The organism is Phytohalomonas tamaricis, from assembly GCF_003012345.1.
GTDB classification, from domain to species: domain Bacteria; phylum Pseudomonadota; class Gammaproteobacteria; order Pseudomonadales; family Halomonadaceae; genus Phytohalomonas; species Phytohalomonas tamaricis.
Map to the genome: position 1 here is coordinate 16,462 of NZ_PVRV01000019.1, position 23,340 is coordinate 39,801.

The window sequence follows — 23,340 nt, forward strand, 5'->3', positions numbered from 1 at the left end:
CAGCCGCGCAAGGCGTGAAAGAACAAGGACGGTCCCATGAGGGGCCGATCTCAAGCGTCGTCAGGAGTCGACAGTGAGTAAGATACAGGCCATACGTGGCATGAACGATCTGCTGCCGGACCAGTCCCCGGTCTGGCAGTATTTCGAGCGTCAGGTACGGGCATTGATGGGCCGCTACGGATATCTCGAAATTCGCACCCCTATCCTTGAACAGACAGCGCTGTTCAAGCGCTCGATCGGTGAAGTGACCGATATTGTCGAGAAAGAGATGTACACCTTCGAGGACCGTAATGGCGACAGTCTGACGCTTCGTCCCGAAGGGACAGCTGCCGTTGTCCGTGCCGCAATGGAAAACGGTCTGCTGCACAATCAGACCCAGCGATTATGGTACACCGGGCCGATGTTCCGCCATGAGCGTCCGCAGAAAGGCCGCTATCGTCAATTTCATCAAGTCGGCGTCGAAACCTTTGGCATGGATGGCCCTGACATTGATGTCGAGACTATTCTGCTCTCCGCTCGCCTGTGGCAACAGCTCGGGTTGATGGAGCATGTCACTCTCGAGCTCAATTCGCTGGGCTCCAACGAGGCGCGGGCGGCCTACCGCGAAAAGCTCGTGGCCTACTTCGAGCAGTATGCCGACACGCTCGACGAGGATGCCAAGCGCCGTCTGCATAGCAATCCACTGCGTATTCTAGACAGCAAGAACCCCGACATGGCAGATGTTATTGCCGCCGCGCCGCAGCTACTCGATCATCTTGACAATGAATCGCGTGAGCACTTTGACAAACTCAAGGCGCTGCTTGATGCTGCGGGTATCGATTACGTCGTCAATCCGCGTCTGGTGCGCGGCCTCGACTATTACAATCGCACCGTATTTGAGTGGACCACCACCGCGCTGGGTAGCCAAGGCACGGTCTGTGCCGGCGGCCGCTACGATGGCCTGGTCGAGCAGCTAGGAGGCAAACCCACCACGGCTGTCGGCTTTGCAATGGGCGTCGAACGCCTTGTATTGCTGCTTGAAACGCTCGAGCTCGTCCCGGCCGATGTCAATCACACGCTTGACGCTTATATCATGGCCTTTGGCGATGCCGCCGAGCGCGAAGCCCTGCTCCTTGGTGAACAACTACGCAGCGCATTACCCCAACTGCGCCTGCAAGTTCACTGTGGCGGTGGCAGCTTCAAAAGCCAGGTTAAAAAAGCCGACAAAAGCGGTGCCACGCTGGCACTGATTCTGGGTGAGGACGAACTTACCCGCGGCAGCGTAGGTCTTAAATACCTGCGTGAAACACGTGATCAGGAGGAACTCGACCGCAGCGCACTTATCGAGCACCTCACATCACACTTGAGCCGGATTGCATAGCAGCTTACGCTCACGCGATCTAGTTAGAACCACAGGAGACCGCTCGTGGCGGAAGAGCTGAGAACGGAAGAAGAGCAACTCGACGCGATCAAGCGCTGGTGGAAAGGCAACGGAACATCGTTGCTTGCCGGTATCGCGATCGCGGCAGCCGGGGTGTTCGGCTGGAAAGCTTGGCAAAATCATCAGGATACCCAGCGTGAAGCCGCCTCGGTCCGCTACGAGCAGTTGATTCAGCTGGTCGGCCAGCAAGACATGAGCGATCAGAATCGCAAGCAGGCCTCCACCTTGATCGAGGAGATCGACAGCGAACATGGCAATACGCTGTACGCCGATCTCGCTCATCTGGTCCAGGCACGTCTGGCCGTAGAGGCCGGTGAACAGGCCCAGGCCAGTCAAGCACTGCAACAGCTAATCAACAACAGCAAGCGTCCTTATGTACAGGGCCTGGCAAGGCTGAATCTAGCCCGGGTCCAGCTCGAACAGGGCAACGGCGAACAGGCACTGGATACCCTTAAGCAACAGTTGCCTGAAACGCTCGCCGCTCAAGCGGCTAATGTTCGTGGTGACGCACTCGTCGTCCTTGGTCGACGTGATGAAGCGCGCCAGGCTTATCAACAGGCCCTTACGCTATCAGAACAAAGCGATCAGCCGATCTACGGCGTTCAGCTCAAGCTCGATGATCTGGCGCCTCAGGAGGCTTCATGAAGTTACGTATTTTTACTGCGGCAGCGGTGCTTGCCCTGCTTGCCGGCTGTTCCGGTAATGTCCAACCTGAAACGCCCCCCAAGGAACTCAAGGACTTCCAGGCCGTTACTGCACTTAAGGGTGTCTGGTCGGAAGATATCGGTAGCCTGAGCCGTGCTCGCTATCCGATCCAGCCGACGATCAGTGGCGATACGATCTACGCCGCCAGTGCCGAAGGCATCATCAAGGCGATCGATATCGACAACGGTAAAGTACGCTGGGAGAAGGAGCTCGATCAGTCCGTTTCTGGCCCTTTGACCAGTGATTCCGGTCGGCTTTATTTTGGCACACGCAATGGCGAGGTCGTCGCACTCGATCAACAAAACGGCGATGTTGCCTGGCAATCACGCGTTTCGAGCGAAGTCATCGCTGCTCCGCAGCTCAACAGTGGCCTTGTTGTGGTTCAAAGCGTCGATGGTGCACTGACCGCGCTTGACCGCTTCAGCGGTGAACAGCAGTGGATCTATGCTTCATCCCAGCCTGCGCTGACGCTCAGAGGCACCGGTACGCCGCGTACTATTGAACCTGTCTCGTTCGCCGGCTTTGCCAATGGTCGTCTGGCCGCTTTCGACAACCGCAACGGTCAGCAGCTGTGGGATATCCGCGTTGCCATTCCCAAGGGACGCACCGAGGTTGAACAGCTCGTCGACCTCGACGGCCAACCGGTACTGACCCAGGATGGCCGACTATTTGTAACCAGCTACAACGGTCGAATCATGGCGCTCGATGCCCGTACCGGCCAGCCGATCTGGCAGCGGGAAGAATCAAGCTATCTGACGCCAACGCTCGTGGGCGACTTCCTGTTCACCGTCAACGCCAAGAGCCATGTCCTGGCACTCGATGCCAATACGGGGCGTGTACTTTGGGAGCAGGACGCGCTGGAAGGCCGCAGTCTGACGTCGCCTACCTTCGTTGACGGCCGGCTTGCCTTTGGTGATTTTCAAGGTTATATCCACCTGCTCGATGCCAAGTCCGGCAAGCTTGCCGGTCGTGCCAATGTCGGCGGCAATGGCGTGAGCGTTCAGCTGCTCAGCAATGGCCAACGTCTGTTTGTGCTTTCCAATGAGGGCGAGCTGGTGGCCTATGACCTTAATGATATCGACCGTAGCTGAGATTAGGGCCTAGCAAGATGAAGTAAAGCGGCGCCCTGCGCCGCTTTACTCGTTTAAAGAATCCACGTCGTTTTTACGTTAAACTGAGCACAATTCGCCTTTTGAGCGCCCGCTCATCCGGCATCAGTATTCGCGTTCCTTGTTTTGAGACTCTATGAATCCTGTCATCGCTCTTGTGGGCCGGCCTAATGTCGGCAAATCCACGCTGTTCAATCGCCTGACCCGCTCGCGCGATGCCATTGTCGCCGATTTTCCCGGGCTTACTCGCGACCGCCAGTATGGCAACGGCCAAACCGGCGGTAAGCCATTTACTGTCATCGATACCGGCGGCATCAGCGGCGATGAGCAGGGTATCGATGCCGCTATGGCCGAGCAGTCGCTGCTGGCTATTGATGAAGCCGATATTGTGCTGTTCATGGTCGATGGCCGCGCCGGGTTGATGCCAGCCGATGAAGCAATTGCCAATCATCTGCGCGTCAATCAGAAGAAAACCTGGCTGGTCGTCAACAAGACTGACGGCATTCAGGAGGACATCGCAATGGGCGACTTCTGGTCACTCGGCATCGGTGAACCCTATCCTATCGCCGCCTCACACGGACGCAACGTCACCCAGTTGATCGATCTCGTGCTTGAGCCGTTTCCGGAGGTTGGAGACGGTGAATTGCATCCTGAGCTCGACGAGCGTGGCATTCGCATCGGCGTGATCGGTCGGCCTAATGTCGGCAAGTCGACGCTGGTCAATCGCCTGTTGGGCGAAGAGCGCGTCGTGGTGTTCGATGAAGCCGGTACCACACGTGACGCCATTGAAATCCCGTTCGAGCGCCGCGGTCAGTCCTACGTATTGATCGATACCGCCGGCGTGCGGCGACGCAAGAATGTCAGCCTCGTCGCCGAGAAGTTCTCGATCATCAAGACGCTTGATGCCATCAAGGAATGTAATGTTGCCATCATGGTGCTCGATGCCCGTACGGGCCTGGTCGAACAGGATCTTCATCTGCTCGACTATGTACTGACCACAGGTCGTGCGCTGGTGCTCGCCGTCAACAAGTGGGACGGGCTGGAAAGCGAGGCCAAGGAAAAGATCCGTGCCGAGATCAAGCGTCGCCTCGGATTTGCCGATTATGCCGACCTGCACTTCATCTCGGCGTTGCATGGCACAGCGGTGGGTGATTTATATCCATCGATCGACAAGGCATTCAAGAGTGCAACCTCGCACTGGTCAACCAACCGTCTAACCACAATATTGCAGGACGCGGTTACCGAACATCAGCCGCCGATGGTACATGGCCGGCGCATCAAGCTGCGCATGGCGCACCAGGGTGGCAGCAATCCACCGATCATTGTCGTGCACGGCAATCAGACCAACTCACTGCCCGAAGCGTACAAGCGCTACCTGATCAATACCTTTCGCAAGGTGCTCAAGGTGCGCGGCACGCCCATTCGTTTCGAGTTCCGCTCCGGCAGCAATCCCTACGATAACAACCCGGATGCCACTGACCGTGAGCGCGCCAAGGCGCGGCAGCTGGCAAAGACGCGAGAAGCAAGAAAGAATCGCCGCTGAATCGATGACATATCGGCCAGCAAAAAGAGACGCGAAAGCGTCTCTTTTTTATGCCTGGTCTTAAAACTTGCGCACCAAGTCGGCACTTGCACTGTAGCTAGGTACGACTTGCGCACCACAACGGCCCCTGCCCGACCGTTCACATATGCTAAACAGCCGTACTCTGCGTCATGCAGCACTTCTGCCTTCCCATATACATCAAGATGTATACAATCCTTCTTCTTTTTGGCACGCCAATTGCTCTGGATTTGACGACATTGTCATCGGGCGTGGCAACGATTCGATAACCATAAGAACCTTGATTCAGGGATTATCATGAAAAAGTGTATTACCTGCAGTTTACTGGCTGGCGGACTCTTGGCCGGTAATGCCATGGCGGCCGATCTGATCAATTGGCAGGGCAACAGTTTGACCTATCTCTACGGCAAGGATTTTGCCGTCGACCCAAGCATTCAAAATACGATCACGTTCGAACATGCCAGCGATTGGAGCATTGGCGATCTGTTTCTTTTTGTCGACAAGACGTTCTATAACGGCAAGGATTCTTCAACGAGCGGCGACAACACTTATTACGGTGAATTTTCACCACGCCTGAGCTTCAACAAGATTTTCGGTCAGGACTTATCCGTGGGGCCAGTCAGCGATGTACTGCTGGCGATGACGCGCGAATTCGGTGAGGGGGATGTCGATACGTTTCTGATCGGCCCAGGCTTCGATTTGCAGATCCCCGGCTTCAACTATGCCCAGTTGAACTTCTACTACCGCAATCCGCAGGGCAGCCGTGACGGCGAGGGTGTACAGGTCACCCCGACCTGGTCGTTCACTGTCCCGGCAGGACGCTCGAATATTCTCGTTGATGGTTTCATCGACTGGATTGTCGATAACGATAACGGCTACCACTCCAACCTGCACTTCAACCCACAGATCAAGTATGACCTTGGCAAGGCCGTGAACTGGGAAGGGCAGAAGCTCTACATCGGGGTTGAATATAGCTACTGGAAGGACAAATACGGCATCGAGAACAGCACTGGTTTCGATTCCAACGATAACGTCACCAGCTTCCTGCTCAAATACAATCTCTGAGACCTGCGTTATTCATAATGCAAAGACCCGGCCTGCTGGCCGGGTCTACTTTTCTCGCGCTCTTTACTCAGATAGCTGAGTGCCCACCCAGTAGGCGGCAAACTGCCAGGCGGCACGTCCGCTTCGCACGCCACGTTGAAGCGCGTAGCGCAGCGCCTCAGCGCTAGCCTCTTCGTTCCATGCTCCGCCGAGAGACTCAACCCAGTGGGCACAGGCTTCGAGATAGATCGTCTGGTTGAAGGGGTGGAAAGCAAGCCATAGCCCAAAGCGATCCGACAGCGAAATCTTCTCCTCCACCGCATCGCCATGATGCAGTTCACCGTCAACGATTTGGGTTTCGTTATTGTCGCTGGTCGATTCCGGTAACAAGTGACGACGATTGGACGTCGCATATAGCAGTACGTTTTCGGGCGGCCCGGTCAGCGTTCCGTCAAGCACACTCTTGAGTGCCTTGTAGGCATCGTCGTTGCCTTCAAACGATAGATCATCACAGTAGACAATGAAGCGGTGCTCAACGTCACGCAGCTCGGCGACCAACGCCGGCAGCCCGATCAGATCGTAGCGGTCTACCTGAATCAAGCGCAGCCCTTCGCCTGAGAGATCATTGATCAGCGCACGAATCAGTGAGGACTTACCGGTGCCGCGCGCCCCCCATAAAAGCGCATGGTTGGCGGGACGCCCGGCCAGAAAAGCACGGGTATTGTCTACCAATGCTCGCTTTTGGCGCTCGATGCCTACCAGCTCATCGACATGGACGCTATCACGTGGCGTGACCGGTACCAGCCGGCCGCCGAGCGCGTGGCGCTGCCATAACGCAGCAACGTCACGCGACCAGTCGATGGCATGATGTTCCGGGGGCAAGAGGGGCTCGAGGCGATCCAGCAGATGAAGCAGACGCACATTTAAGTCGTCGTTCATGCATAACTCCAAAGATAAGCGTTACGATTGACGCAAGGAAACGTGCCGTTATCTTGAAGAGACTAACCGGTCACGTCTAGACGCCTCTCACCGGAGAATACACCGAGCATGAATCGACTCGTGTCCTTAACGCTTGCTTCCACACTGTGCGCCACCCTCGCCGCCTGTGCGACGTCACCCACCGGGCGGTCGCAGCTGACGCTATTCTCTCAGGACGAAGTCAATCAGATGGGAGAAGAGTCCTTTACCAAGTACCAGCAGGACCTACCGGTGGTACAGGGGCAGACCGCTGAATATGTCTCCTGCGTAGCTAATGCCATAACCGCTCAGGTGCCCGCCGATGCCGGTATCAGTCAATGGGAGGTCAAGGTTTTCAAGGATGATGAAGCCAACGCCTTCGCCCTGCCCGGTGGTCATATCGGCGTCAACACGGGGCTTTTGGACGTGGCCAAGAACCAGGATCAACTCGCTGCGGTCCTTGGGCATGAAGTCTCCCACGTGCTGGCCCACCATGCCAATGAACGGGTCTCAACCCAGTCGATCACCCAGACGGGGCTATCGGTATTGCAGTCAGCCGCTGGGCTGAGCAGTGCCGGTGGCGAGCAGCTGATGGGGCTGCTGGGCGCCGGTGCCCAGTATGGAGTGATTCTACCTTTCTCACGCCGTCAGGAGTCAGAGGCTGATATTCTGGGGCTCGATCTAATGGCTCAGGCCGGGTTCGACCCCCAGGCAAGCATTGCATTGTGGCAGAACATGTCCGCCAACTCAGCGGGTGAACCGCCGGTATGGGCCTCGACCCACCCCAGCAATGGTCAACGCACCGAGGCTCTGCAGAGCAATATGTCTCAGGCCGAACAGTACTATCAGCAAGCGCAACAGGCGGAGCGTAAACCTAACTGTGACAGGTTGCGTCCCTCCAGCTAACCTGGCTTAATCACTTTTTTTCAAGCAGGCTGTGGCGCAGCGCCTCGCGTACCGATGCAGTATCGGGGCGAATATTGCGCCACAGGAAAAACGATTCAGCAGCTTGCTCAACGAGCATGCCCAAACCATCAGCCGTAGCAGCAGCTCGGGGCTCGGCCCACCGCATGAATACGGTGGGCTCGGCGCCATACATCATGTCATAAGCAAAACCGTGGGCGCTGAACAGGGTGTCCGGCAGCGGCGGCAGTTCACCGGCTAAACTGGCACTCGTGCCGTTGATCACCAGATCGAAGCCCCCCGCCTGTACATCAGAAGCCTCGAAGCCACCGCCGCTAACCTTACCTAGATCCTCGAAGTTTGCCGCAAGCTCCCGCGCTTTGCTCGCGGTTCGGTTGGCGACGAAGATGGCCTCCGGCCCCATGGCCAGCAAGGGTTCAAGAACACCTCGAACGGCGCCACCGGCGCCCAGAACAAGAATGCGTGCGCCGACAAGCGGGGCATTGAGAGACGTCAAATCGCGTACCAGGCCGACCCCATCGGTCGTATCTGCATATACTTTCCCGTTCTTGCCGCATGTCAGCGTATTGACCGCCTGCGCACGTTGTGCGCGCGCACTCAATACATCGGCAAGCTGTAACGCGTCCAACTTAAACGGCACGGTAACATTGGCGCCTAACCCACCCTCGGCGACAAAATCATCCCATACCCCCTGGAAATCATCCAAGGGTGCCAGCCGCGCTTCATAGCGCAATACCTCGCCGGTTTGCTCAGCAAAAAGCGTGTGGATGAAAGGCGAGCGGGAGTGCTTGATGGGGTTCCCGAAGACGCAATAAAGATCGCTCATGAAGCCTCCTTAAAAAAATTCTACAGCTTAGCCGCTGGGATGGCAGAATCACTTAACGCTTTCGCTGTATGCGTCACTTAACAATAAACGAGGCCTCCCAGAGGACACTGCATGTTAGCCGATCATCTGCGTACACTAATCGACTATCACGGCTGGGCAACCGAGCGCATGCTGGAAGCCTGCTCCGTCATCACCGAAGGTGACTACCGCCGTGATCTGGGCCTGTTTTTTCATGGTATTCACGGCACTCTGAATCATCTCCTCACAGCGGAGCGACTCTGGCATGCTCGTCTCAAGGGTACCCAGCCGCCAACAAACACGCTTGAGACCAAAATCGAAGCTGATCGAGATGTACTTGCCCGCGCCCTGCGCGAACAGTGCCGATATTGGAAAGCCGCAACGGTATCACTCAACGATGCTGATACACAGCGCACCATCGCCTTTACCAACGACTGTGGGCAACTTTTACAACTCAGCGTTGCCGAGCTGATCTTTCATGTCGTCAATCATGGAACGCACCATCGTGGGCAACTCAGTGCCGCGTTGAATGGTCTTGGCGAACCGATGCCAGAACTTGATTTCTACTACTATCGACTGGCCCCATAACCCGGTATATCCAATGATCGAGGCCTGGCATTTGCCAGGCCTCGATATACTCATCTGCTGCATAACCCTGCCAGACATCAATTATTCGTCGGCTTCTCCCAACCAGTCACGGGCATGCAGATAATCTGTATAAAGCTCGGCCTCGGGCGTGCCGGGCTCCGGCTGCCATTGGTAGGCCCAGTGCGCCACCGGCGGCATCGACATCAGGATCGACTCGGTGCGCCCGCCGCTTTGCAGCCCGAACAGAGTGCCTCGGTCATAGACAAGGTTGAACTCGACATAGCGTCCACGCCGATAACATTGGAAGTCACGTTCATTTTCACCATAGGGCGTATCCTTGCGCTTCTGGGCGATCGGCAAATAGGCATCAAGAAAACAGTTGGCTACCGCCCGTTGGAAGGCAAAGCACGTATCGAAACCGCCTTCATTGAGATCATCGAAAAAAAGCCCGCCCACGCCGCGTGTTTCATCACGGTGCTTTAAGTAGAAATACTCGTCGCACCACGCCTTGTAACGTGGATAAACCTCGTCACCGAAGGGCACACAGGCGTCACGCGCGACGCGGTGCCAATGAAGTACATCATCATGGTAGGGATAATAGGGCGTCAGATCGATGCCGCCGCCGAACCACCACACCGGCGCCTCGCCTTCCTTTTCAGCGATGAAGAACCGCACATTGCCATGGGTGGTGGGGACATGAGGATTGTGGGGATGCAACACCCAGGACACCCCTACCGCGTGAAAACTGCGTCCGGCAAGCTCGGGGCGCACTGCAGTGGCCGAAGCGGGTAAACCTTCACCGAAGACATGAGAGAAATTGACGCCGCCTTTCTCGAACAAGGCACCGTCTACAATAACGCGCGAACGGCCACCCCCGCCCTGCTCTCGGCTCCAGGCATCTTCAATGAACGTTTTGGCGCCATCTTCCTTGGCAAGCGCATCACACATTCGATCCTGAAAATCCAGCAGGAAGCCTTTGACATCTTCGAGATTGGCCGTGGACAAGGGAAAGCCTCCTTTGTGAACAAGATAAGTGCGGCGAGGCTATTGTTTCGTCATTGATGCTAAAAAGACAGTACAAGCGCTGTGTAAAATTGCCGCAACTATTGTGGGGTTATTAACCCTGAACTATGCGCGCAAGGCATGACCACTCACAAGATCAAAAATGTCACTGGGTCGCGTGCGGCCCCCCAGTGAGCCCTCAACGACCGTAACGCTATCACCGAATACTGACCGTACTTCATCGCTGCACAGGCAGGGCATCTGCCCGGCCTTGTTGGCGGAGGTCGACACAATGGGCCCTCCGAAACGATGACACAGCGCTTGGACTAGCGGGTGAGCACTGACACGCAGTGCGACTGCAGCATGCTCACCGCGTACGAGAGGGTGTGCCCGACCATTATCAGGTACCAGCCAGGTCACCGGCCCCGGCCAGCTTGCTTCCAACCTGGTGTAAAGCGACGCCTCGAGGCCGTCAAGCCAGGGAGCAAATTGCGTGATATCGGCGGCAACCAGAATCACTCCCTTGGCAGGGTCACGCTGCTTGAGGGCCATGATTCGCTCAAGCGCCTGAGTGCTGTCCGGATCACAGCCAAGTCCCCAGACAGCTTCAGTCGGGTAGGCAATCACTTCGCTGCGCCGAAGCGCGGCCAAAATATCGTTACTGATTTCAGGTGTCATGATGTGACCGCTAACGGGTAAATAAAAACGCCATGATAACGTTTTTCCTTGTCACACCTCATCCCCATCGATATGGCTTGCTATCTTATCTCTCCCGACACGCGCACCCAGCCTCCCGGCGCCTGCATGACCTTTCCCTCAAGCTCCAGCATTAACAACTGGGTAGAACACTGAGTAACATCGATACCCGAAAGCTCGACCAGTGTATCCAACGGCGTAGGCTGGCCGCCAAGCAGCCTCAACAGTGGATCATCATCCGCATAGTCCGCATAGATAGGCTCAGCCGTTTTAGCCTGCGCATCTGTGATGGACGCAAACAGGCTGGTTGCTTCCCCCAATGACTCGTCCGGACTCGCCATGTCATAGGCAGCCATGGCCTCATCATTCAGTGGTGGCAGCTCGACGAGAATATCGTCAATTTTAGTGACTAGTCGTGCACCTTCCTGAATCAACCAGAGGCACCCGGTTGCCTGAGGGTTATGAATCGAGCCGGGAAGAGCAAACACATCGCGATTTTGTTCCATTGCTAGCCGCGCACTGACCAGCGAGCCGCTCTTCAGTGCCGCCTCGACTACCAGCACGCCACGTGAAAGACCTGTAATCAACCGGTTGCGGCGAGGGAAATGGCGCGGGTGAGCGCTAGTGCCGGGCGGATGTTCACTCAGAATCAAGCCACCGGACTCAAGCAAGCGTCGTCGAAGGTCCCTGTGCTGACGCGGATAGAGTACATCGGCACCGCAGCCGAGCACGGCCACTGTACGCCCTCCCGCATCGAGTGCGCTCGCATGAGCCTGGCCATCGATGCCCAGCGCCATGCCACTGATCACGCTATAACCAGATGCCACCAGCGCGCGAGAAAACATAGCGGCATTATCGAGTCCTTCACGCGTTGGGCGTCGTGTCCCCACCATGGCAAGCGCTGGCACCTCAAGGCAATCAAGCGCTCCCCACCCCCATAGCACGGCGGGAGGATCCGGCAGTTCATCCAGCAAGCGAGGCCAATGAGGATGCCCAGGATAAAGCAGATGATGGTTAGCATTGGCCTCGCACCACGCCAGCCCGGCAGCAATGCTCTTGTGCAACACACTTTTTTCCGGCGCCTTAAGATAGCCGCGCAACACACGCTGCGGTTCCGCCGGCAGTGCGGCTAGCCAGCCTTCCGGCCAGGGCAGCCGTTGGCGACGTAATTCAAACAGGCGACGCGTGCCAAGGCGCGGCAGTAACGATAAGGCCAACCAGTCGCGGGCAGTCATGACGGCCGTTGAGGTCATGGCAAAAAAGCCTCTCGGGTTATTTTCATAGCGTCGGCGCTCCGACCTGATCACCGATGCCAAGAGGCGTATCAGCCCGCATCACCAAGGCGTAGCTGATCCGGTCAAAACTGCGGAACACCATCAGCGTTCCCGCTTCCTCATCAGGCAGTGTCAGCGTCTCTTGGGTGAGCGGATCACTGACGGTTCCACCTTGACGCTGCACGCCCAGCACATCACCCGGGGCGAGACCATCGCGCTGACCCAGCCCGATCACGACGATCGAGCGCGCGCCGATCACGCGAGTGTCATCCGGGGTAGCAATGATACGTCCGTGTACATGCGACTCCACCGGATGTGGCATGAACATCAATTCGAAGTGCGCCTCATCGTAAGGCAGGATTAATGCACCGCTCCCGACCTCACGCGATACCCGCGTCAGCCGCAGCGTTGCCAGCGGCGTACCTGTTTGCTCCAGCGTTGCTTCGCCAAGCGCAATCAGCGCCTGTCCAAGTAACTCGCCACTGGCGCTGCGATAGTACCCGCCCGGCATGTACACACCGAAATGGCGACTGCCTGCAGGCAACGTACCGGCAACAAAAATGCGATCTCCAGCGGCATTGACCAGGCGCTGATCATCTCCGCTGACAACATACGCTGCCCCTTCGATAGCCTGCGGGTCGATGACGCGATGTGCGGCAAGAAAGACCTTGAGCGTATCAAGCTCGATTGCCTCAATGGCATTGCGCTCCGGTAACCGACGCATCTGCGGAGAAAGCTTGATGACGCGTGCCTCGCCACGTACCAGTTGAAGGTATGGCGCGTTGCCGTTGTTCATGAGGATCAGATGATCGCCAGGATAAATCAGATCCGGATCGGCAATGGTTGAATTGGTACGCCATAGCGCCGGCCACTGCCAGGGATGATCGAGAAAACGTGCCGCGATATTCCAAAGCGTATCGCCCTCCATCACGGTATAGCGTGTCGGTGCATCGCTTCTGATCGTCACATCCTGTTGAGCAAATGCCCTTGGCAGCGACAACAACAAGAACACCATCACTCCAGCCATCACCGTACTGATACGCTTGTAACCTGTTGAAATCATATTGGCCTGCATGAAGACGTAATACGTCCGGTATTGGGACGGTTAGGAATATCTGTCAGCTAGCGCAGCGCCATACCATGGCTTACCGCGTGCTCACGAGAGTGAACATGGCACCTGCAATGCCCTGTATCCTGCCGGAGACATCATTTCGCCCATACCATTGTTGATACGGCGTTTTCTTGACGCCCTTGGCGCACTACAATAGAGCCATTGCCCATCGCGTCGTGACGTCGTCGCAGCCGCGTTGTTTATGCGTCAGCGCTGAGACTATGTTCACGATCTCCGGCACATCAGATAAAGGCGCATTGCATCATTACTATTTACGGCAATTCGCCACGTATCCTTACCCAACGTCTTTTACGGTTTTTCTGCCATGGCTATTCTCGAGATTCTCGAATACCCCGATGAACGCCTTCGCACTCGCGCGAAGCCGGTCGAGCATGTTGGTGATGACGTGCGTCGTCTGATCGACGACATGTTCGAAACCATGTATGACGCGCCCGGAATAGGGCTTGCCGCCACTCAGGTCGACCACCATATTCGTCTGTTTGTCATGGATGTCAGCGAGGACAAGTCGCAGCCGCTGGTATTGATCAACCCCGAATATGAACCGCTCGACGACGAACGCGAACCCATGCAGGAAGGTTGCCTGTCGATTCCGGAATACTACGCCGAAGTGCCACGTGCGCTGCGCGTCAAGGCCCGCGCCTTGGATCGCAATGGCGAGCCGTTCGAACTCGAGGCCGATGGACTGATGGCGCATTGCATTCAGCACGAATACGACCATCTTGAAGGTAAGCTGTTCATTGATTACCTGTCTCCGCTCAAGCGCGACCGAGTGAAGAAAAAGATGCAAAAGCGTCAAAAGACGACATCCTGAACATCACCATCGTTATCAGGCCCTGCCTGACCCCAGGAGGCCGATCATTTCGGCCTCGCATCGCTTCCCCGTTATGACGTTACGGAAACCATCAATGTCCCGCCCCCTGCGCGTTGCGTTCGCCGGAACGCCCGATTTTGCCGCCGAGAGTCTTAAGGCTCTGCTCGCCAGCCAGCACGAGGTGGTCTGCGTTTACACCCAACCCGACCGGCCCGCTGGCCGAGGCCGCAAGCTCGTCGCCTCACCGGTCAAGATGCTTGCCACCGAGCACGGCCTGCCCGTGCATCAGCCGGAACGCCTGAAGAGCCCGGAAGCGTATCAGCCCCTCAGCGAGGCCGACATCGATGTGCTGGTAGTGGTCGCCTATGGTCTGATTCTGCCACGCGCGGTACTCGACATCCCTCGCCTTGGCGCACTCAATGTTCATGCCTCGCTACTGCCACGCTGGCGCGGCGCAGCACCGATCCAGCGCGCCATTGAAGCCGGTGATACCACAAGCGGGGTTACCATCATGCAGATGGATGAAGGGCTCGATACCGGCGCTATGCTGCTGGTGCGCGAAACGCCGATTACCGCAGAGACGACCGGCGGCACATTGCATGATGATTTAGCCGCAATCGGTGGAGAAGCGCTCATCGAAGCACTCGATCGCCTCTCCGCAGATGATTTGCCGTCCACCCCACAGCCTGAGCAAGGCGTCACCTACGCCGCCAAGCTTTCCAAGGCGGAAGGCGAACTCGATTTCACCCGTCCCGCCAGTGAGTTGGCCGCGCGAATACGCGCCTTTAATCCGTGGCCCGTGGCCTGGACACGTCTTGACGGTGAACCTCTGCGGCTTTGGTTCGCCACAGCCGAAGAAGGTGATTGTGGTGAGGCACCGGGCACGCTACTCGCCCCATCACACGATGCGCTGCGCATCGCCTGTACCGAAAGTGTCTTACGTGTCACCCAGGCACAGTTGCCCGGTGGCAAACCACTGGCAGTGCGCGACCTACTGAACAGCAAGGGCGAGCGGTTTGCCCCCGGCAAGCACCTTGGTGCCGAGGAGTTATCATGAGCGATGTTCGTGCCAGCGCCGCGCGCGCATTGGTCCCCTTGCTTGATCGTCGCAGCTCGCTATCCCGAATCGATGATGCCGACGTGAGCCCGCGCGACAAGGGCTTCATGAAAGCGCTGTGCTATGGCGTCTGTCGCACGCTGCCCCGCCTGGAGGCATTAGCTACAGAGTTACTGCGCCAGCCCTTCAAGGCACGTGACCGTGACGTTCATGCCCTGCTATTGGTCGGGCTGTATCAGCTCTACCATATGCGTGTCCCCGCCCACGCTGCCGTTGGCGAAACTGCGGGCGCCGCACGCACGCTCGGCAAGCCCTGGGCAACCCGCGTGCTGAATGGTTGCCTGCGCCGTGCCGAACGTGAGCGCGTCGAGCTGCAGGCCAAGGTGGATCGCGCCCCGGCGGCGGCATTGATGCATCCCGACTGGCTGCTGAAAACGCTGCGCAGCGCCTGGCCAGAACAATGGCGTGACATCATCACCGCCAATAACCAACAGCCGCCAATGACGCTGCGTGTCAACACGCGCCATCTTTCTCGCGATGCCTATCTCGAACGGCTTAACGAGGCAAACCTCTCAGCCATGCCCAGTCGTCATGCTGCCGACGGCATAACCCTGGATACACCGGTTGATGTTGACACCCTGCCTGGCTTTCGTGACGGCTGGGTCAGCGTGCAGGATGAAGCTGCCCAGCTTGCTGCGCCGCTGTTGCTTGACGGTATCTCATCAGACGCGCGTATTCTTGATGCCTGCTGTGCGCCAGGGGGCAAGACAGCGCATTTACTCGAACGTGCGCCACAGCTTGATCTGGTCGCACTCGACAGTGACGCTACGCGCTTAAAGCGTGTCGAAGAGACCCTGTCGCGCCTAAGCCTACGTGCCGACATGATCCATGCCGATGCCAGATCGCTGGATTGGTGGGATGGCAAGGGCTTTGAGGCCTTGCTGCTTGATGCGCCCTGTTCGGGCACCGGTGTCATTCGCCGTCATCCCGATATCAAACATCTGCGCACACCTGAAGATATTGCCTCACTGGCCGCGCTTCAGTCCGAGCTGCTCGATTCACTATGGACGACGCTTGCCTGTGGCGGTCGCCTGCTTTATGTCACCTGCTCGGTCATGCCGGAAGAGAACGCGACACAGATCGACGCCTTCTTGAAACGCACCCCCGATGCGCGTGCATTGCCGATCAGTGCCGAATGGGGGCAGGCCGCGGGATCAGGCCGTCAATTACTGCCGGGAGAAGGCAACAGCGACGGCTTTTTCTATGCGCTCATCGAGAAGATTAAACTGTAGATTTGTGCAGCGATTATGCGCTTTATGCCGTTGCCCCTTGCGACAACGGCATGTCGCTTCGATACTGATTATTCCATGCAGGCCAAACGAGAGCGCATCGCGTGTCTGAACCCATTAACATTGCAACCGAAGCATCAACCGTTACGGAGCACACACCCGCCGAGGCCCCTACCGGGCAGGTCGTGCGTAATAGCGCCTTGATCATTGTTGATGTTCAGCCGGACTTCATGCCCGGTGGCGCGTTGGCCTGTGCTGAAGGTGGGGCTATTTTGCCTGAGTTGGCCCAGCTGCTCGCTGCCGATCGTTTTGCTCATGTTGTTGCCACTCAGGATTGGCATCCCCCTGGGCATATCTCGTTTGCTAGCACGCATCACAAGGTGCCGTTCGAGGCACTCGAACTGTATGGTCACCATCAAACCTTGTGGCCCGATCACTGCATTCAGAACAGCGAGGGTGCCGCCCTTCATCCTTCACTCGACTGGCGGCGCGTTGATGCCATCATCCGTAAGGGAACCGATGCACGTATCGATTCCTATAGCGCCTTTCGCAACAATATCGGCCCCGATGGTCAGCGCCCATCGACGGGTCTGGCCGGCTGGCTGCATGAACGCGGCGTTGAATCCGTCTATATTTGTGGACTGGCACGCGATGTCTGCGTGTTGTGGACTGCAGAGGATGCCGCTGCCGCCGGCTTTCGTACGCATGTTCTGTGGTCGCTGACGCGTCCGGTCACGTTCGATACGGACGAAGCCACGCGAAGCACCCTGGAACGGCTCGGTATCGCCATTGTCGATACTGCATCACTGTAGACATGACGGCACGTCATGGAATGAACCTACGTACAAGGAGCGACACATGAATGATCATGTTTATAAATCAATCGAACTGACAGGCTCATCAGAAATCGGCATCGAAGATGCTGTCCAGAATGCGCTGACCAAGGCCAGTGAATCGGTCAAGAACATGCACTGGTTCCAGGTCACTGAAACCCGTGGGCATATCGTCGACGACAAAGTTGCCCATTGGCAGGTCAGCATCAAGGTCGGCTTCACGATCGAGTAAAGTTCTGCATCGGTTTTCTCACTACACAGCGGCGATTCATTCGCCGCTGTTGTTCCGTTTTGCACCTCTGCTCACCTGGTTTATCCTGTCTGCCTCCTTACGCGGATAGCGGCTCATGAAAATTATTATTTTAGGCGCCGGCCAGGTAGGCGGTACGCTCGCTGAGCATCTGGCGCACGAAGACAATGACATCACCGTGGTCGATACCGATCTAGTTCGACTACGTGACCTGCATAACCGCCTCGATATTCGCACCATTCAGGGTCAGGGATCACACCCGTTGGTATTGCGTCAGGCAGGCGGTGAAGACGCTGACATGCTGATCGCAGTCACCAATTCCGATGAAGTGAATATGGTCGCCTGTCAGGTCGCCCACACCTTCTTTCATACCCCTACAAAAATCGCTCGGGTACGTTCCGCGGCGTATCTGACGCGCAAAGGACTCTTTAGTCACGACGCCATTCCGGTCGATGTACTGATCAGCCCCGAACAGGTCGTCACTAATCACATTCGTCGTCTGATCGAATACCCTGGCGCCCTTCAGGTGCTCGACTTCGCCGGCGGGCTGGCTCAGTTGGTTGCGGTCAAAGCCTACTATGGCGGCCCGCTGGTCGGTCAGGAGTTGGGGTTCCTGCGGCGTCACATGCCTAATGTCGACACCCGCGTAGCCGCTATCTATCGTCGCAACCGACCGATCATCCCACGGGGTGAAACCGTGATCGAAGCCGATGACGAGGTGTTCTTTATTGCCGCTCGCAAGGACATTCGCACGGTAATGGCTGAGCTGCGCAAGATTGATCGCCGCCTGCGCCGCATCATCATCGCCGGCGGTGGCCATATCGGTGAACGGCTAGCCGAAACGCTGGAGCACTCTCATCAGGTCAAGATCATCGAACACGACCTGCAGCGCTGCACCCAGTTGTCAGAAAAGCTCGACCGCACCGTCGTACTGCATGGTAGTGCAACCAACAAGCGGCTACTGCTCGAAGAGAACATCGAGGAGTGCGATATTTTCTGCGCGTTGACCAACGATGACGAAGTCAACATCATGTCATCAATGCTGGCCAAGCGCCTCGGCGCCAAGAAGGTCATGACGCTGATCAACAACGCCGCTTACGTCGATCTTGTTCAGGGCGGTGAAATCGATATTGCCATTTCACCGCAGCAGGCCACGATTGGCGGGCTGCTGACCCATGTTCGTCGTGGTGACATCGTCAATGTGCATTCGCTCAGACGCGGTGCGGCAGAAGCGATCGAAGCCATCGCCCACGGCGATGCTCGTTCGTCTAAAGTGATTGGACGGACTATCGAGGAGATCGAGCTGCCGGAAGGTGCCACGATAGGCGCTGTTGTACGCGGCAAGGAAGTCCTTATTGCCCATCATGACCTGAAAGTTGAAACTGATGACCACGTCATTTTGTTTGTAATAGACAAACGTCGCATCCGCGAAGTCGAGCGACTCTTCCAGGTCGGCCTCTCCTTCTTCTGAACACTAAGCCTCACCTCGTATTGACGTGAAAAATGTTCATGTCTTTGGGCTTAAACATAGCGGATATGCCTTGATGCATTTCCTTTAAGCACCTACGTTGAAACAAGAACGTTGATCCTGCACACAGGATCACGAGCTTGGAAGCGATAATTCTGTCCATGTTCGTTATGAACAAATGCATCTAGGACAGTCTTTGAACGTCAGCGGTATGAAAAGGAGGTCAACAATGGCATCGAAGGCACATGAACATCTACTGGATTGGCTGCGTGATGCACATGGTATGGAGCAGCAGGCAGAACAGATGCTCAAGGCTCAAGCGGGTCGTCTTGAGAATTATCCTGAGCTGAAGGCACGGATCGAGCAGCACATTGAAGAAACGCAGCATCAGGCTGATCTGGTTGAAGGCTGTATCTCTAAACTTGGTGGCAGCCCATCAGGTGTGAAAGATACGGGTGGCAAAATGATGGCCATGATGCAGGGCATGGGTGGCATGTTCACTACCGACGAAGTGCTTAAAGGTGGGATTGCTAGCTATGCGTTTGAGCATTTCGAGATGGCGTCCTATCGCTCCCTGATTGGCGCAGCGGAATATGCTGGAGAGCCGGAAATCAAGCAGACCTGTGAAGCTATCCTCAAGCAGGAAGAAGCTATGGCGAAATGGCTGGAAGATAATCTGCCTGAAACGACCATGAAGTATCTGCAGCGTGATGAAACCGAAGGCGCAACCGCTAAACGTTAAGCTTCGTTGTAATCGCCTTTCAAGGTAAGATCATCCGCTTGCACGTTTACCGTGCAAGCGGATTTTTTGCTTTACAGAAGCTGTTCCAGCTTTACTACATCCATGCGATCAATCGCCTCATCAAGCGCATCAACCAGCGTACGGAAATGATCCTGCTGCTCATGGGCATCCAGCGACTCGACATCACGCCAGCGCTCGACCATATAAAAGCAGTGCTCATCATTACGGTCACGGTGCAACTCATAGCGTTCGCACCCATCATCGCCGCGTGATGGTTCGACGACCTGCTTTAATGCCTTCTCAACCGCATCCTGCTGGCCCGGTTTGGCGACGATAGTCGCCACAATGTTAATCGCGCTCATGGCATTCTCCTTGATGAAAATCCGATAAATCCTTTTTGGACGCGGAACGCGTCCGCACCCTTCGCCTCTTCCACTGTAGTTGGCCTGCCGTATCGACGAAACCTTTCGATCAGGCTCCCTCGAAGCTGAGCTCAGGCAGTGGCTGTCGGAAACCGCGCGTCAGCACGGCGAACAGGCTGGTCAACTGACATCCATACGTAGGCTCATTTCATTATCCCTAGCTCAAGACTCGCGCTTGAGTTGACGCAGGCGCTGCATCGCTGGGCTCTCTTCTTCAAGTTTGCGGTGCACACGGCTGGCCGCATAGCTGTCATTGAATGCCATGAAATAGTCGTCGAGCACGTTTGCTGCCTGCGTTTCACGCGCCAGGCGCAGCAGCTCGACGGCTACTTCGGCCGTACACAGATGACTGGGCGAAGCCGGCTTGCGCAGGGTATAGCGTGTCAGCCGATCGGTATGCAGCGGCAGGATAGGCAACGTGGCCAAATAAGGGCTCTGACGGAACATCCTGCGCGCCTGACGCCAGGTGCCGTCAAGAATCACGAACACGGGAATACGCGCCGAGCACGAGGCATCTTCGAAGTTCACTACACGCTCGGCGTAATCGGGCTGATCGTCGGGAAAGATCAGAAACGGCTGAAATCGCTCGTCCTTGAGATGTTCGAGTAGTCGCGGGTCAGGCTCGGTACGCGCCCAGCTGAACACCTCGGTATACGGTAGGCAGTCGCCAATGAGCCGACCGGTATTGGTCGGCTTGTGATGCTCAAGTGAGTGGGTGATCAGCCAGAAACGAGCGCGGCTTTTGGCCTGCACCTGATAGGGACAGATACAGTTCAACGCCGGCAGGCGGCAGCCCTCGCAGCGAATGACAAAGCTGCCACGCGATTTGAACGGACGGCGCGGTGGGATCTCAGCAGGACGAAGCGATTGCGTCATGATAATAGCATTACTCAGTGTTGGCCTTCGGTGGTAGCTGCCGCAGGCAGTGCGCGGCGCTTCCAGTAACCGGCAAGCAGCGAGCCGGAGATATTGTGCCAGACCGAGAACAGCGCACCCGGTAGTGCCGCCCCTGCAGTAAAGAACTGACTGGCAAGCGATGCCGCCAATCCTGAATTCTGCATGCCGACTTCGATAGCAATGGTGCGGCTGTCACGAGGGTCCATGCCGAGCACTCGCGCCAGGCTATAGCCGCCAATGAGGCCTACGCCATTATGAGCAATAACCGCCAGCGCCACGATCGGGCCAAGGCTCGCCAGACGCCCTGCATTCAGCGCAACGACAATGGCAATAATTACCACGATCGCGACCATCGCAATTGAAGCCAGCGCCGGCTCGATGCGTGCAAGCGTACGACTGGCAAACTGATGCACGAGCGTTCCGAGCACAATCGGTGCAATGACCAGTTGGGCAATGCTCATCAGCATTCCAGCCACCGGCACTTCAATCGAGGTGCCCATGTAGGCCCAGACCAGAAATGGCGTCATGACTACGGAAAGCAGCGTGGATACCATCGTCATGCTCACCGACAGTGCTACATTGCCCCCCGCCAGCCAGGTGATAACGTTCGACGCTGTGCCGCCCGAGGTCGCCCCGACCAGCACCATACCGATGGTCAGCTCCGGCGATAGATCAAGTAGATGAGAAATGATCAGCGCGGCCAACGGCATCAATGCGTACTGCAGAACAACGCCGATGCCGATCGCCTTCGGTGCGCGCAGCACAGTGGCGAAATCACTCAAGGAGAGCGTTAATCCCATCACAAACATGATCAAGGCCAGCAAGGGTTGAATCAGGCTCTTGAGTTCGACAAAGGGGGCTGGCAGAAAAGCGGCCAGCAAGGCGAACAGGATCGCCCATACAGGAAAAAGACGATTGAATGATTCGAACATTTCATGCGTCCAGGTTGTGAGTCGGCGTTATTGCTTATAATGAGAAATGACTTTTTTAACATCGCCTGAAACCGGCGATAGCAGCTGCGTGCCGATCATATCATTTTAGCGATACCATGCATTGGCCATTAGGCTAGCGCTGAATAAAACGCCGAGCAGAGTGAGGCGCAAGGAGCACAGAAGGTGCGACATAATAGGGGTTAAGCGAGCCTGTGAGCACCACGCAACGCCGTGATTCGCTCGCGCAGGCATTTATACAATGTTTCTTAGCCCGGACAACAACCGGAATACCTCTGCGCCGCTGAATAGTTGCGCAGCGCTGTCATGCAGCGAGCAAGCTATTCACCGAGTGCAAATGCCGACGCTGCTACTTTACTCACGATAGGATTCAGCAATAAAGAACCGTGACGGTACCCTCAAGTACCACCTTGAACCTCAGTCTTCAGCCGACAGCACATCAAGATAGTGCCATAAAGGCAGCCAGTTGCGAGGAGAGCCGTCCGAAGCGCTGAACTCCTCGGTCGGCTTTTGGCTACCGGCGCGGCACCTGCCCTCTCAGATAGCCCGGCAAAGAAATCGTTCTTGCGGATTAATGCATCGAGGTAGCCACGTCAGATATCGTCAAGCGCATACCCCGGTGTGCCAGGATGAGATGCAGCGCGAATGCCACCTGTGCGGGCGAGCGGCCATCGGGGAAAGTAGCTCACGCCGCGCCCTCCCCGCTGCCCCCGGCTGACGCGGATGGGGCGGCAAGCGAGCGCAGCCACGCAAGAAGCTCATCGGCATCCGTTACATCAGCATATTTCTGGTGCATGTCATAAAGGTTGGCCTCGTGCGGCGGCGTGGCCCGATCGGCGCAGCAGTCGCGCGCTACCAGAACGTTGAAGCCGGATTGCACCGCATCGACCACGGTGGCGCGCACGCAGCCCGACGTGGTGGCGCCGGTCACGATCAAGGTATCGACCTTGGCCCCGCTCAGCATTGCTGCCAGCGAGGTGCCGAAAAACGCCGAGGCGCCCTTCTTGGTAACGACCGCATCGCCCGGCTGAATGCCGGTTGCCGCGTCGATTTCGACCAGACGAGACCCTTCCAGCAGAGCCGCCATCCCACTCGCCTTTTTCAGCCATGGCAGCATATCCACCTCGCCAGGATGGTAGGCGATAGTGGTATAGATCACCGGGAAGCCCGCCGAACGGGCAGCGTCGGTCAAACGCCGAGTCGCCGCGATCTGCATGCGCATGTCGGCCGCGGTGAGATATTGGGTATCGGTGAACCCGTAGCTGAAATCGACCACGACGATAGCGGGACGACGGCCACGTGGCACCGCGCGGCCGAACCCCGCCTGATCATAGACAACTTGTTGTGACATTGTTGTTTTCCTAT

The 23,340-nt window shown here is 56.8% G+C and carries 24 protein-coding genes; 14 read left to right on the plus strand and 10 right to left on the minus strand.

Going from position 1 to position 23,340, the window contains the following annotated elements:
• The first annotated feature begins 100 nt into the window (after positions 1-100).
• From hisS to C3Z11_RS02075, 5 genes are all read left to right on the plus strand, one after another.
• Positions 101-1,360 (plus strand): histidine--tRNA ligase, encoded by a 1,260-nt coding sequence (gene hisS / locus C3Z11_RS02055; RefSeq protein ID WP_106476912.1) that lies wholly within the window; start codon positions 101-103, stop codon positions 1,358-1,360.
• Positions 1,361-1,405: 45 nt separating this feature from the next.
• Complete coding sequence (locus C3Z11_RS02060; RefSeq protein ID WP_106475869.1) at positions 1,406-2,065, plus strand: YfgM family protein; 660 nt, start codon at positions 1,406-1,408, stop codon at positions 2,063-2,065.
• A complete protein-coding gene (bamB, locus tag C3Z11_RS02065; protein ID WP_106475870.1) occupies positions 2,062-3,216 on the plus strand; it encodes an outer membrane protein assembly factor BamB in 1,155 nt (384 codons plus the stop codon). The genes C3Z11_RS02060 and bamB overlap by 4 nt, the downstream gene beginning before the upstream one ends.
• A gap of 154 nt (positions 3,217-3,370) precedes the next feature.
• Positions 3,371-4,777 (plus strand): ribosome biogenesis GTPase Der, encoded by a 1,407-nt coding sequence (gene der, locus C3Z11_RS02070; RefSeq protein WP_106475871.1) that lies wholly within the window; start codon positions 3,371-3,373, stop codon positions 4,775-4,777.
• A gap of 315 nt (positions 4,778-5,092) precedes the next feature.
• On the plus strand, positions 5,093-5,860 hold the full coding sequence (locus tag C3Z11_RS02075; protein WP_106475872.1) for an outer membrane protein OmpK: 768 nt from the start codon (positions 5,093-5,095) through the stop codon (positions 5,858-5,860).
• A 63-nt stretch (positions 5,861-5,923) separates the two neighbouring features.
• Here the strand turns inward: C3Z11_RS02075 and C3Z11_RS02080 are convergent, their stop codons facing one another.
• The gene (locus C3Z11_RS02080) at positions 5,924-6,778 is read right to left on the minus strand and encodes an ATP-binding protein (protein WP_106475873.1); all 855 of its coding nucleotides are present in this window, start codon (positions 6,776-6,778) and stop codon (positions 5,924-5,926) included.
• Positions 6,779-6,886: 108 nt separating this feature from the next.
• On the opposite strand from C3Z11_RS02080, the gene C3Z11_RS02085 reads away from it, so the two are divergent.
• The gene (locus C3Z11_RS02085; protein WP_106475874.1) at positions 6,887-7,702 is read left to right on the plus strand and encodes a M48 family metallopeptidase; all 816 of its coding nucleotides are present in this window, start codon (positions 6,887-6,889) and stop codon (positions 7,700-7,702) included.
• A gap of 10 nt (positions 7,703-7,712) precedes the next feature.
• On the opposite strand, the gene aroE is transcribed toward C3Z11_RS02085, so the two are convergent.
• The gene (gene aroE, locus C3Z11_RS02090) at positions 7,713-8,546 is read right to left on the minus strand and encodes a shikimate dehydrogenase (protein WP_106475875.1); all 834 of its coding nucleotides are present in this window, start codon (positions 8,544-8,546) and stop codon (positions 7,713-7,715) included.
• A gap of 111 nt (positions 8,547-8,657) precedes the next feature.
• Here aroE and C3Z11_RS02095 point away from each other — a divergent pair, with 111 nt between their 5' ends.
• Positions 8,658-9,152, plus strand: a complete 495-nt coding sequence (locus tag C3Z11_RS02095) for a DinB family protein (protein ID WP_106475876.1) — start codon at positions 8,658-8,660, stop codon at positions 9,150-9,152.
• Positions 9,153-9,233: 81 nt separating this feature from the next.
• Here the strand turns inward: C3Z11_RS02095 and hemF are convergent, their stop codons facing one another.
• The 4 genes from hemF to C3Z11_RS02115 all read right to left on the minus strand — a co-directional run bounded on the left by hemF (position 9,234) and on the right by C3Z11_RS02115 (position 13,187).
• Positions 9,234-10,157, minus strand: a complete 924-nt coding sequence (gene hemF / locus C3Z11_RS02100) for an oxygen-dependent coproporphyrinogen oxidase (protein ID WP_106475877.1) — start codon at positions 10,155-10,157, stop codon at positions 9,234-9,236.
• A 123-nt stretch (positions 10,158-10,280) separates the two neighbouring features.
• The gene (locus C3Z11_RS02105; RefSeq protein ID WP_106475878.1) at positions 10,281-10,832 is read right to left on the minus strand and encodes a Sua5/YciO/YrdC/YwlC family protein; all 552 of its coding nucleotides are present in this window, start codon (positions 10,830-10,832) and stop codon (positions 10,281-10,283) included.
• Positions 10,833-10,912: 80 nt separating this feature from the next.
• Entirely contained in the window at positions 10,913-12,103 is a 1,191-nt protein-coding gene (dprA, locus tag C3Z11_RS02110) for a DNA-processing protein DprA (protein WP_262927181.1), read from the minus strand.
• A 25-nt stretch (positions 12,104-12,128) separates the two neighbouring features.
• Positions 12,129-13,187: a LysM peptidoglycan-binding domain-containing protein gene (locus tag C3Z11_RS02115; RefSeq protein ID WP_158700896.1), complete on the minus strand. Its 1,059-nt coding sequence runs from the start codon at positions 13,185-13,187 to the stop codon at positions 12,129-12,131.
• Positions 13,188-13,560: 373 nt separating this feature from the next.
• Here C3Z11_RS02115 and def point away from each other — a divergent pair, with 373 nt between their 5' ends.
• The 7 genes from def (at position 13,561) to C3Z11_RS02150 (ending at position 19,706) form a co-directional block, all read left to right on the plus strand.
• The gene (gene def / locus C3Z11_RS02120; RefSeq protein WP_106475880.1) at positions 13,561-14,067 is read left to right on the plus strand and encodes a peptide deformylase; all 507 of its coding nucleotides are present in this window, start codon (positions 13,561-13,563) and stop codon (positions 14,065-14,067) included.
• A 94-nt stretch (positions 14,068-14,161) separates the two neighbouring features.
• The gene (fmt, locus tag C3Z11_RS02125) at positions 14,162-15,124 is read left to right on the plus strand and encodes a methionyl-tRNA formyltransferase (RefSeq protein ID WP_106475881.1); all 963 of its coding nucleotides are present in this window, start codon (positions 14,162-14,164) and stop codon (positions 15,122-15,124) included.
• Positions 15,121-16,416: a 16S rRNA (cytosine(967)-C(5))-methyltransferase RsmB gene (gene rsmB, locus C3Z11_RS02130; protein WP_106475882.1), complete on the plus strand. Its 1,296-nt coding sequence runs from the start codon at positions 15,121-15,123 to the stop codon at positions 16,414-16,416. The genes fmt and rsmB overlap by 4 nt, the downstream gene beginning before the upstream one ends.
• 101 nt (positions 16,417-16,517) lie before the next feature.
• Complete coding sequence (pncA, locus tag C3Z11_RS02135) at positions 16,518-17,225, plus strand: bifunctional nicotinamidase/pyrazinamidase (protein WP_262927182.1); 708 nt, start codon at positions 16,518-16,520, stop codon at positions 17,223-17,225.
• Between the two features lie 46 nt (positions 17,226-17,271).
• Entirely contained in the window at positions 17,272-17,478 is a 207-nt protein-coding gene (locus C3Z11_RS02140) for a dodecin (protein WP_106475883.1), read from the plus strand.
• 115 nt (positions 17,479-17,593) lie between these two features.
• A complete protein-coding gene (gene trkA / locus C3Z11_RS02145; RefSeq protein ID WP_106475884.1) occupies positions 17,594-18,967 on the plus strand; it encodes a Trk system potassium transporter TrkA in 1,374 nt (457 codons plus the stop codon).
• Between the two features lie 226 nt (positions 18,968-19,193).
• Positions 19,194-19,706 (plus strand): ferritin-like domain-containing protein, encoded by a 513-nt coding sequence (locus C3Z11_RS02150; protein ID WP_106475885.1) that lies wholly within the window; start codon positions 19,194-19,196, stop codon positions 19,704-19,706.
• A gap of 71 nt (positions 19,707-19,777) precedes the next feature.
• On the opposite strand, the gene C3Z11_RS02155 is transcribed toward C3Z11_RS02150, so the two are convergent.
• From C3Z11_RS02155 to C3Z11_RS02170, 4 genes are all read right to left on the minus strand, one after another.
• Positions 19,778-20,068 (minus strand): putative quinol monooxygenase, encoded by a 291-nt coding sequence (locus C3Z11_RS02155; RefSeq protein WP_106475886.1) that lies wholly within the window; start codon positions 20,066-20,068, stop codon positions 19,778-19,780.
• A 222-nt stretch (positions 20,069-20,290) separates the two neighbouring features.
• A complete protein-coding gene (locus C3Z11_RS02160; protein WP_106475887.1) occupies positions 20,291-21,004 on the minus strand; it encodes a tRNA-uridine aminocarboxypropyltransferase in 714 nt (237 codons plus the stop codon).
• A gap of 14 nt (positions 21,005-21,018) precedes the next feature.
• Positions 21,019-21,957, minus strand: coding sequence for a bile acid:sodium symporter family protein (locus C3Z11_RS02165; RefSeq protein ID WP_106475888.1), 939 nt, complete (start codon positions 21,955-21,957; stop codon positions 21,019-21,021).
• Positions 21,958-22,660: 703 nt separating this feature from the next.
• Positions 22,661-23,326: an isochorismatase family protein gene (locus C3Z11_RS02170; RefSeq protein WP_106475889.1), complete on the minus strand. Its 666-nt coding sequence runs from the start codon at positions 23,324-23,326 to the stop codon at positions 22,661-22,663.
• Positions 23,327-23,340: the final 14 nt, after the last annotated feature.

Bases quoted from the DNA above. Each gene is read 5' to 3' on its own strand.
- hisS (WP_106476912.1), top strand. From the start codon at position 101: ATGAACGATCTGCTGCCGGACCAGTCCCCGGTCTGGCAGTATTTCGAG.
- bamB (WP_106475870.1), top strand. From the start codon at position 2,062: ATGAAGTTACGTATTTTTACTGCGGCAGCGGTGCTTGCCCTGCTTGCC.
- der (WP_106475871.1), top strand. From the start codon at position 3,371: ATGAATCCTGTCATCGCTCTTGTGGGCCGGCCTAATGTCGGCAAATCC.
- C3Z11_RS02075 (WP_106475872.1), top strand. From the start codon at position 5,093: ATGAAAAAGTGTATTACCTGCAGTTTACTGGCTGGCGGACTCTTGGCC.
- C3Z11_RS02080 (WP_106475873.1), bottom strand. From the start codon at position 6,778: ATGAACGACGACTTAAATGTGCGTCTGCTTCATCTGCTGGATCGCCTC.
- C3Z11_RS02085 (WP_106475874.1), top strand. From the start codon at position 6,887: ATGAATCGACTCGTGTCCTTAACGCTTGCTTCCACACTGTGCGCCACC.
- aroE (WP_106475875.1), bottom strand. From the start codon at position 8,546: ATGAGCGATCTTTATTGCGTCTTCGGGAACCCCATCAAGCACTCCCGC.
- C3Z11_RS02095 (WP_106475876.1), top strand. From the start codon at position 8,658: ATGTTAGCCGATCATCTGCGTACACTAATCGACTATCACGGCTGGGCA.
- C3Z11_RS02105 (WP_106475878.1), bottom strand. From the start codon at position 10,832: ATGACACCTGAAATCAGTAACGATATTTTGGCCGCGCTTCGGCGCAGC.
- dprA (WP_262927181.1), bottom strand. From the start codon at position 12,103: ATGACCTCAACGGCCGTCATGACTGCCCGCGACTGGTTGGCCTTATCG.
- C3Z11_RS02115 (WP_158700896.1), bottom strand. From the start codon at position 13,187: ATGATTTCAACAGGTTACAAGCGTATCAGTACGGTGATGGCTGGAGTG.
- def (WP_106475880.1), top strand. From the start codon at position 13,561: ATGGCTATTCTCGAGATTCTCGAATACCCCGATGAACGCCTTCGCACT.
- fmt (WP_106475881.1), top strand. From the start codon at position 14,162: ATGTCCCGCCCCCTGCGCGTTGCGTTCGCCGGAACGCCCGATTTTGCC.
- rsmB (WP_106475882.1), top strand. From the start codon at position 15,121: ATGAGCGATGTTCGTGCCAGCGCCGCGCGCGCATTGGTCCCCTTGCTT.
- C3Z11_RS02140 (WP_106475883.1), top strand. From the start codon at position 17,272: ATGAATGATCATGTTTATAAATCAATCGAACTGACAGGCTCATCAGAA.
- trkA (WP_106475884.1), top strand. From the start codon at position 17,594: ATGAAAATTATTATTTTAGGCGCCGGCCAGGTAGGCGGTACGCTCGCT.
- C3Z11_RS02150 (WP_106475885.1), top strand. From the start codon at position 19,194: ATGGCATCGAAGGCACATGAACATCTACTGGATTGGCTGCGTGATGCA.
- C3Z11_RS02155 (WP_106475886.1), bottom strand. From the start codon at position 20,068: ATGAGCGCGATTAACATTGTGGCGACTATCGTCGCCAAACCGGGCCAG.
- C3Z11_RS02160 (WP_106475887.1), bottom strand. From the start codon at position 21,004: ATGACGCAATCGCTTCGTCCTGCTGAGATCCCACCGCGCCGTCCGTTC.
- C3Z11_RS02165 (WP_106475888.1), bottom strand. From the start codon at position 21,957: ATGTTCGAATCATTCAATCGTCTTTTTCCTGTATGGGCGATCCTGTTC.
- C3Z11_RS02170 (WP_106475889.1), bottom strand. From the start codon at position 23,326: ATGTCACAACAAGTTGTCTATGATCAGGCGGGGTTCGGCCGCGCGGTG.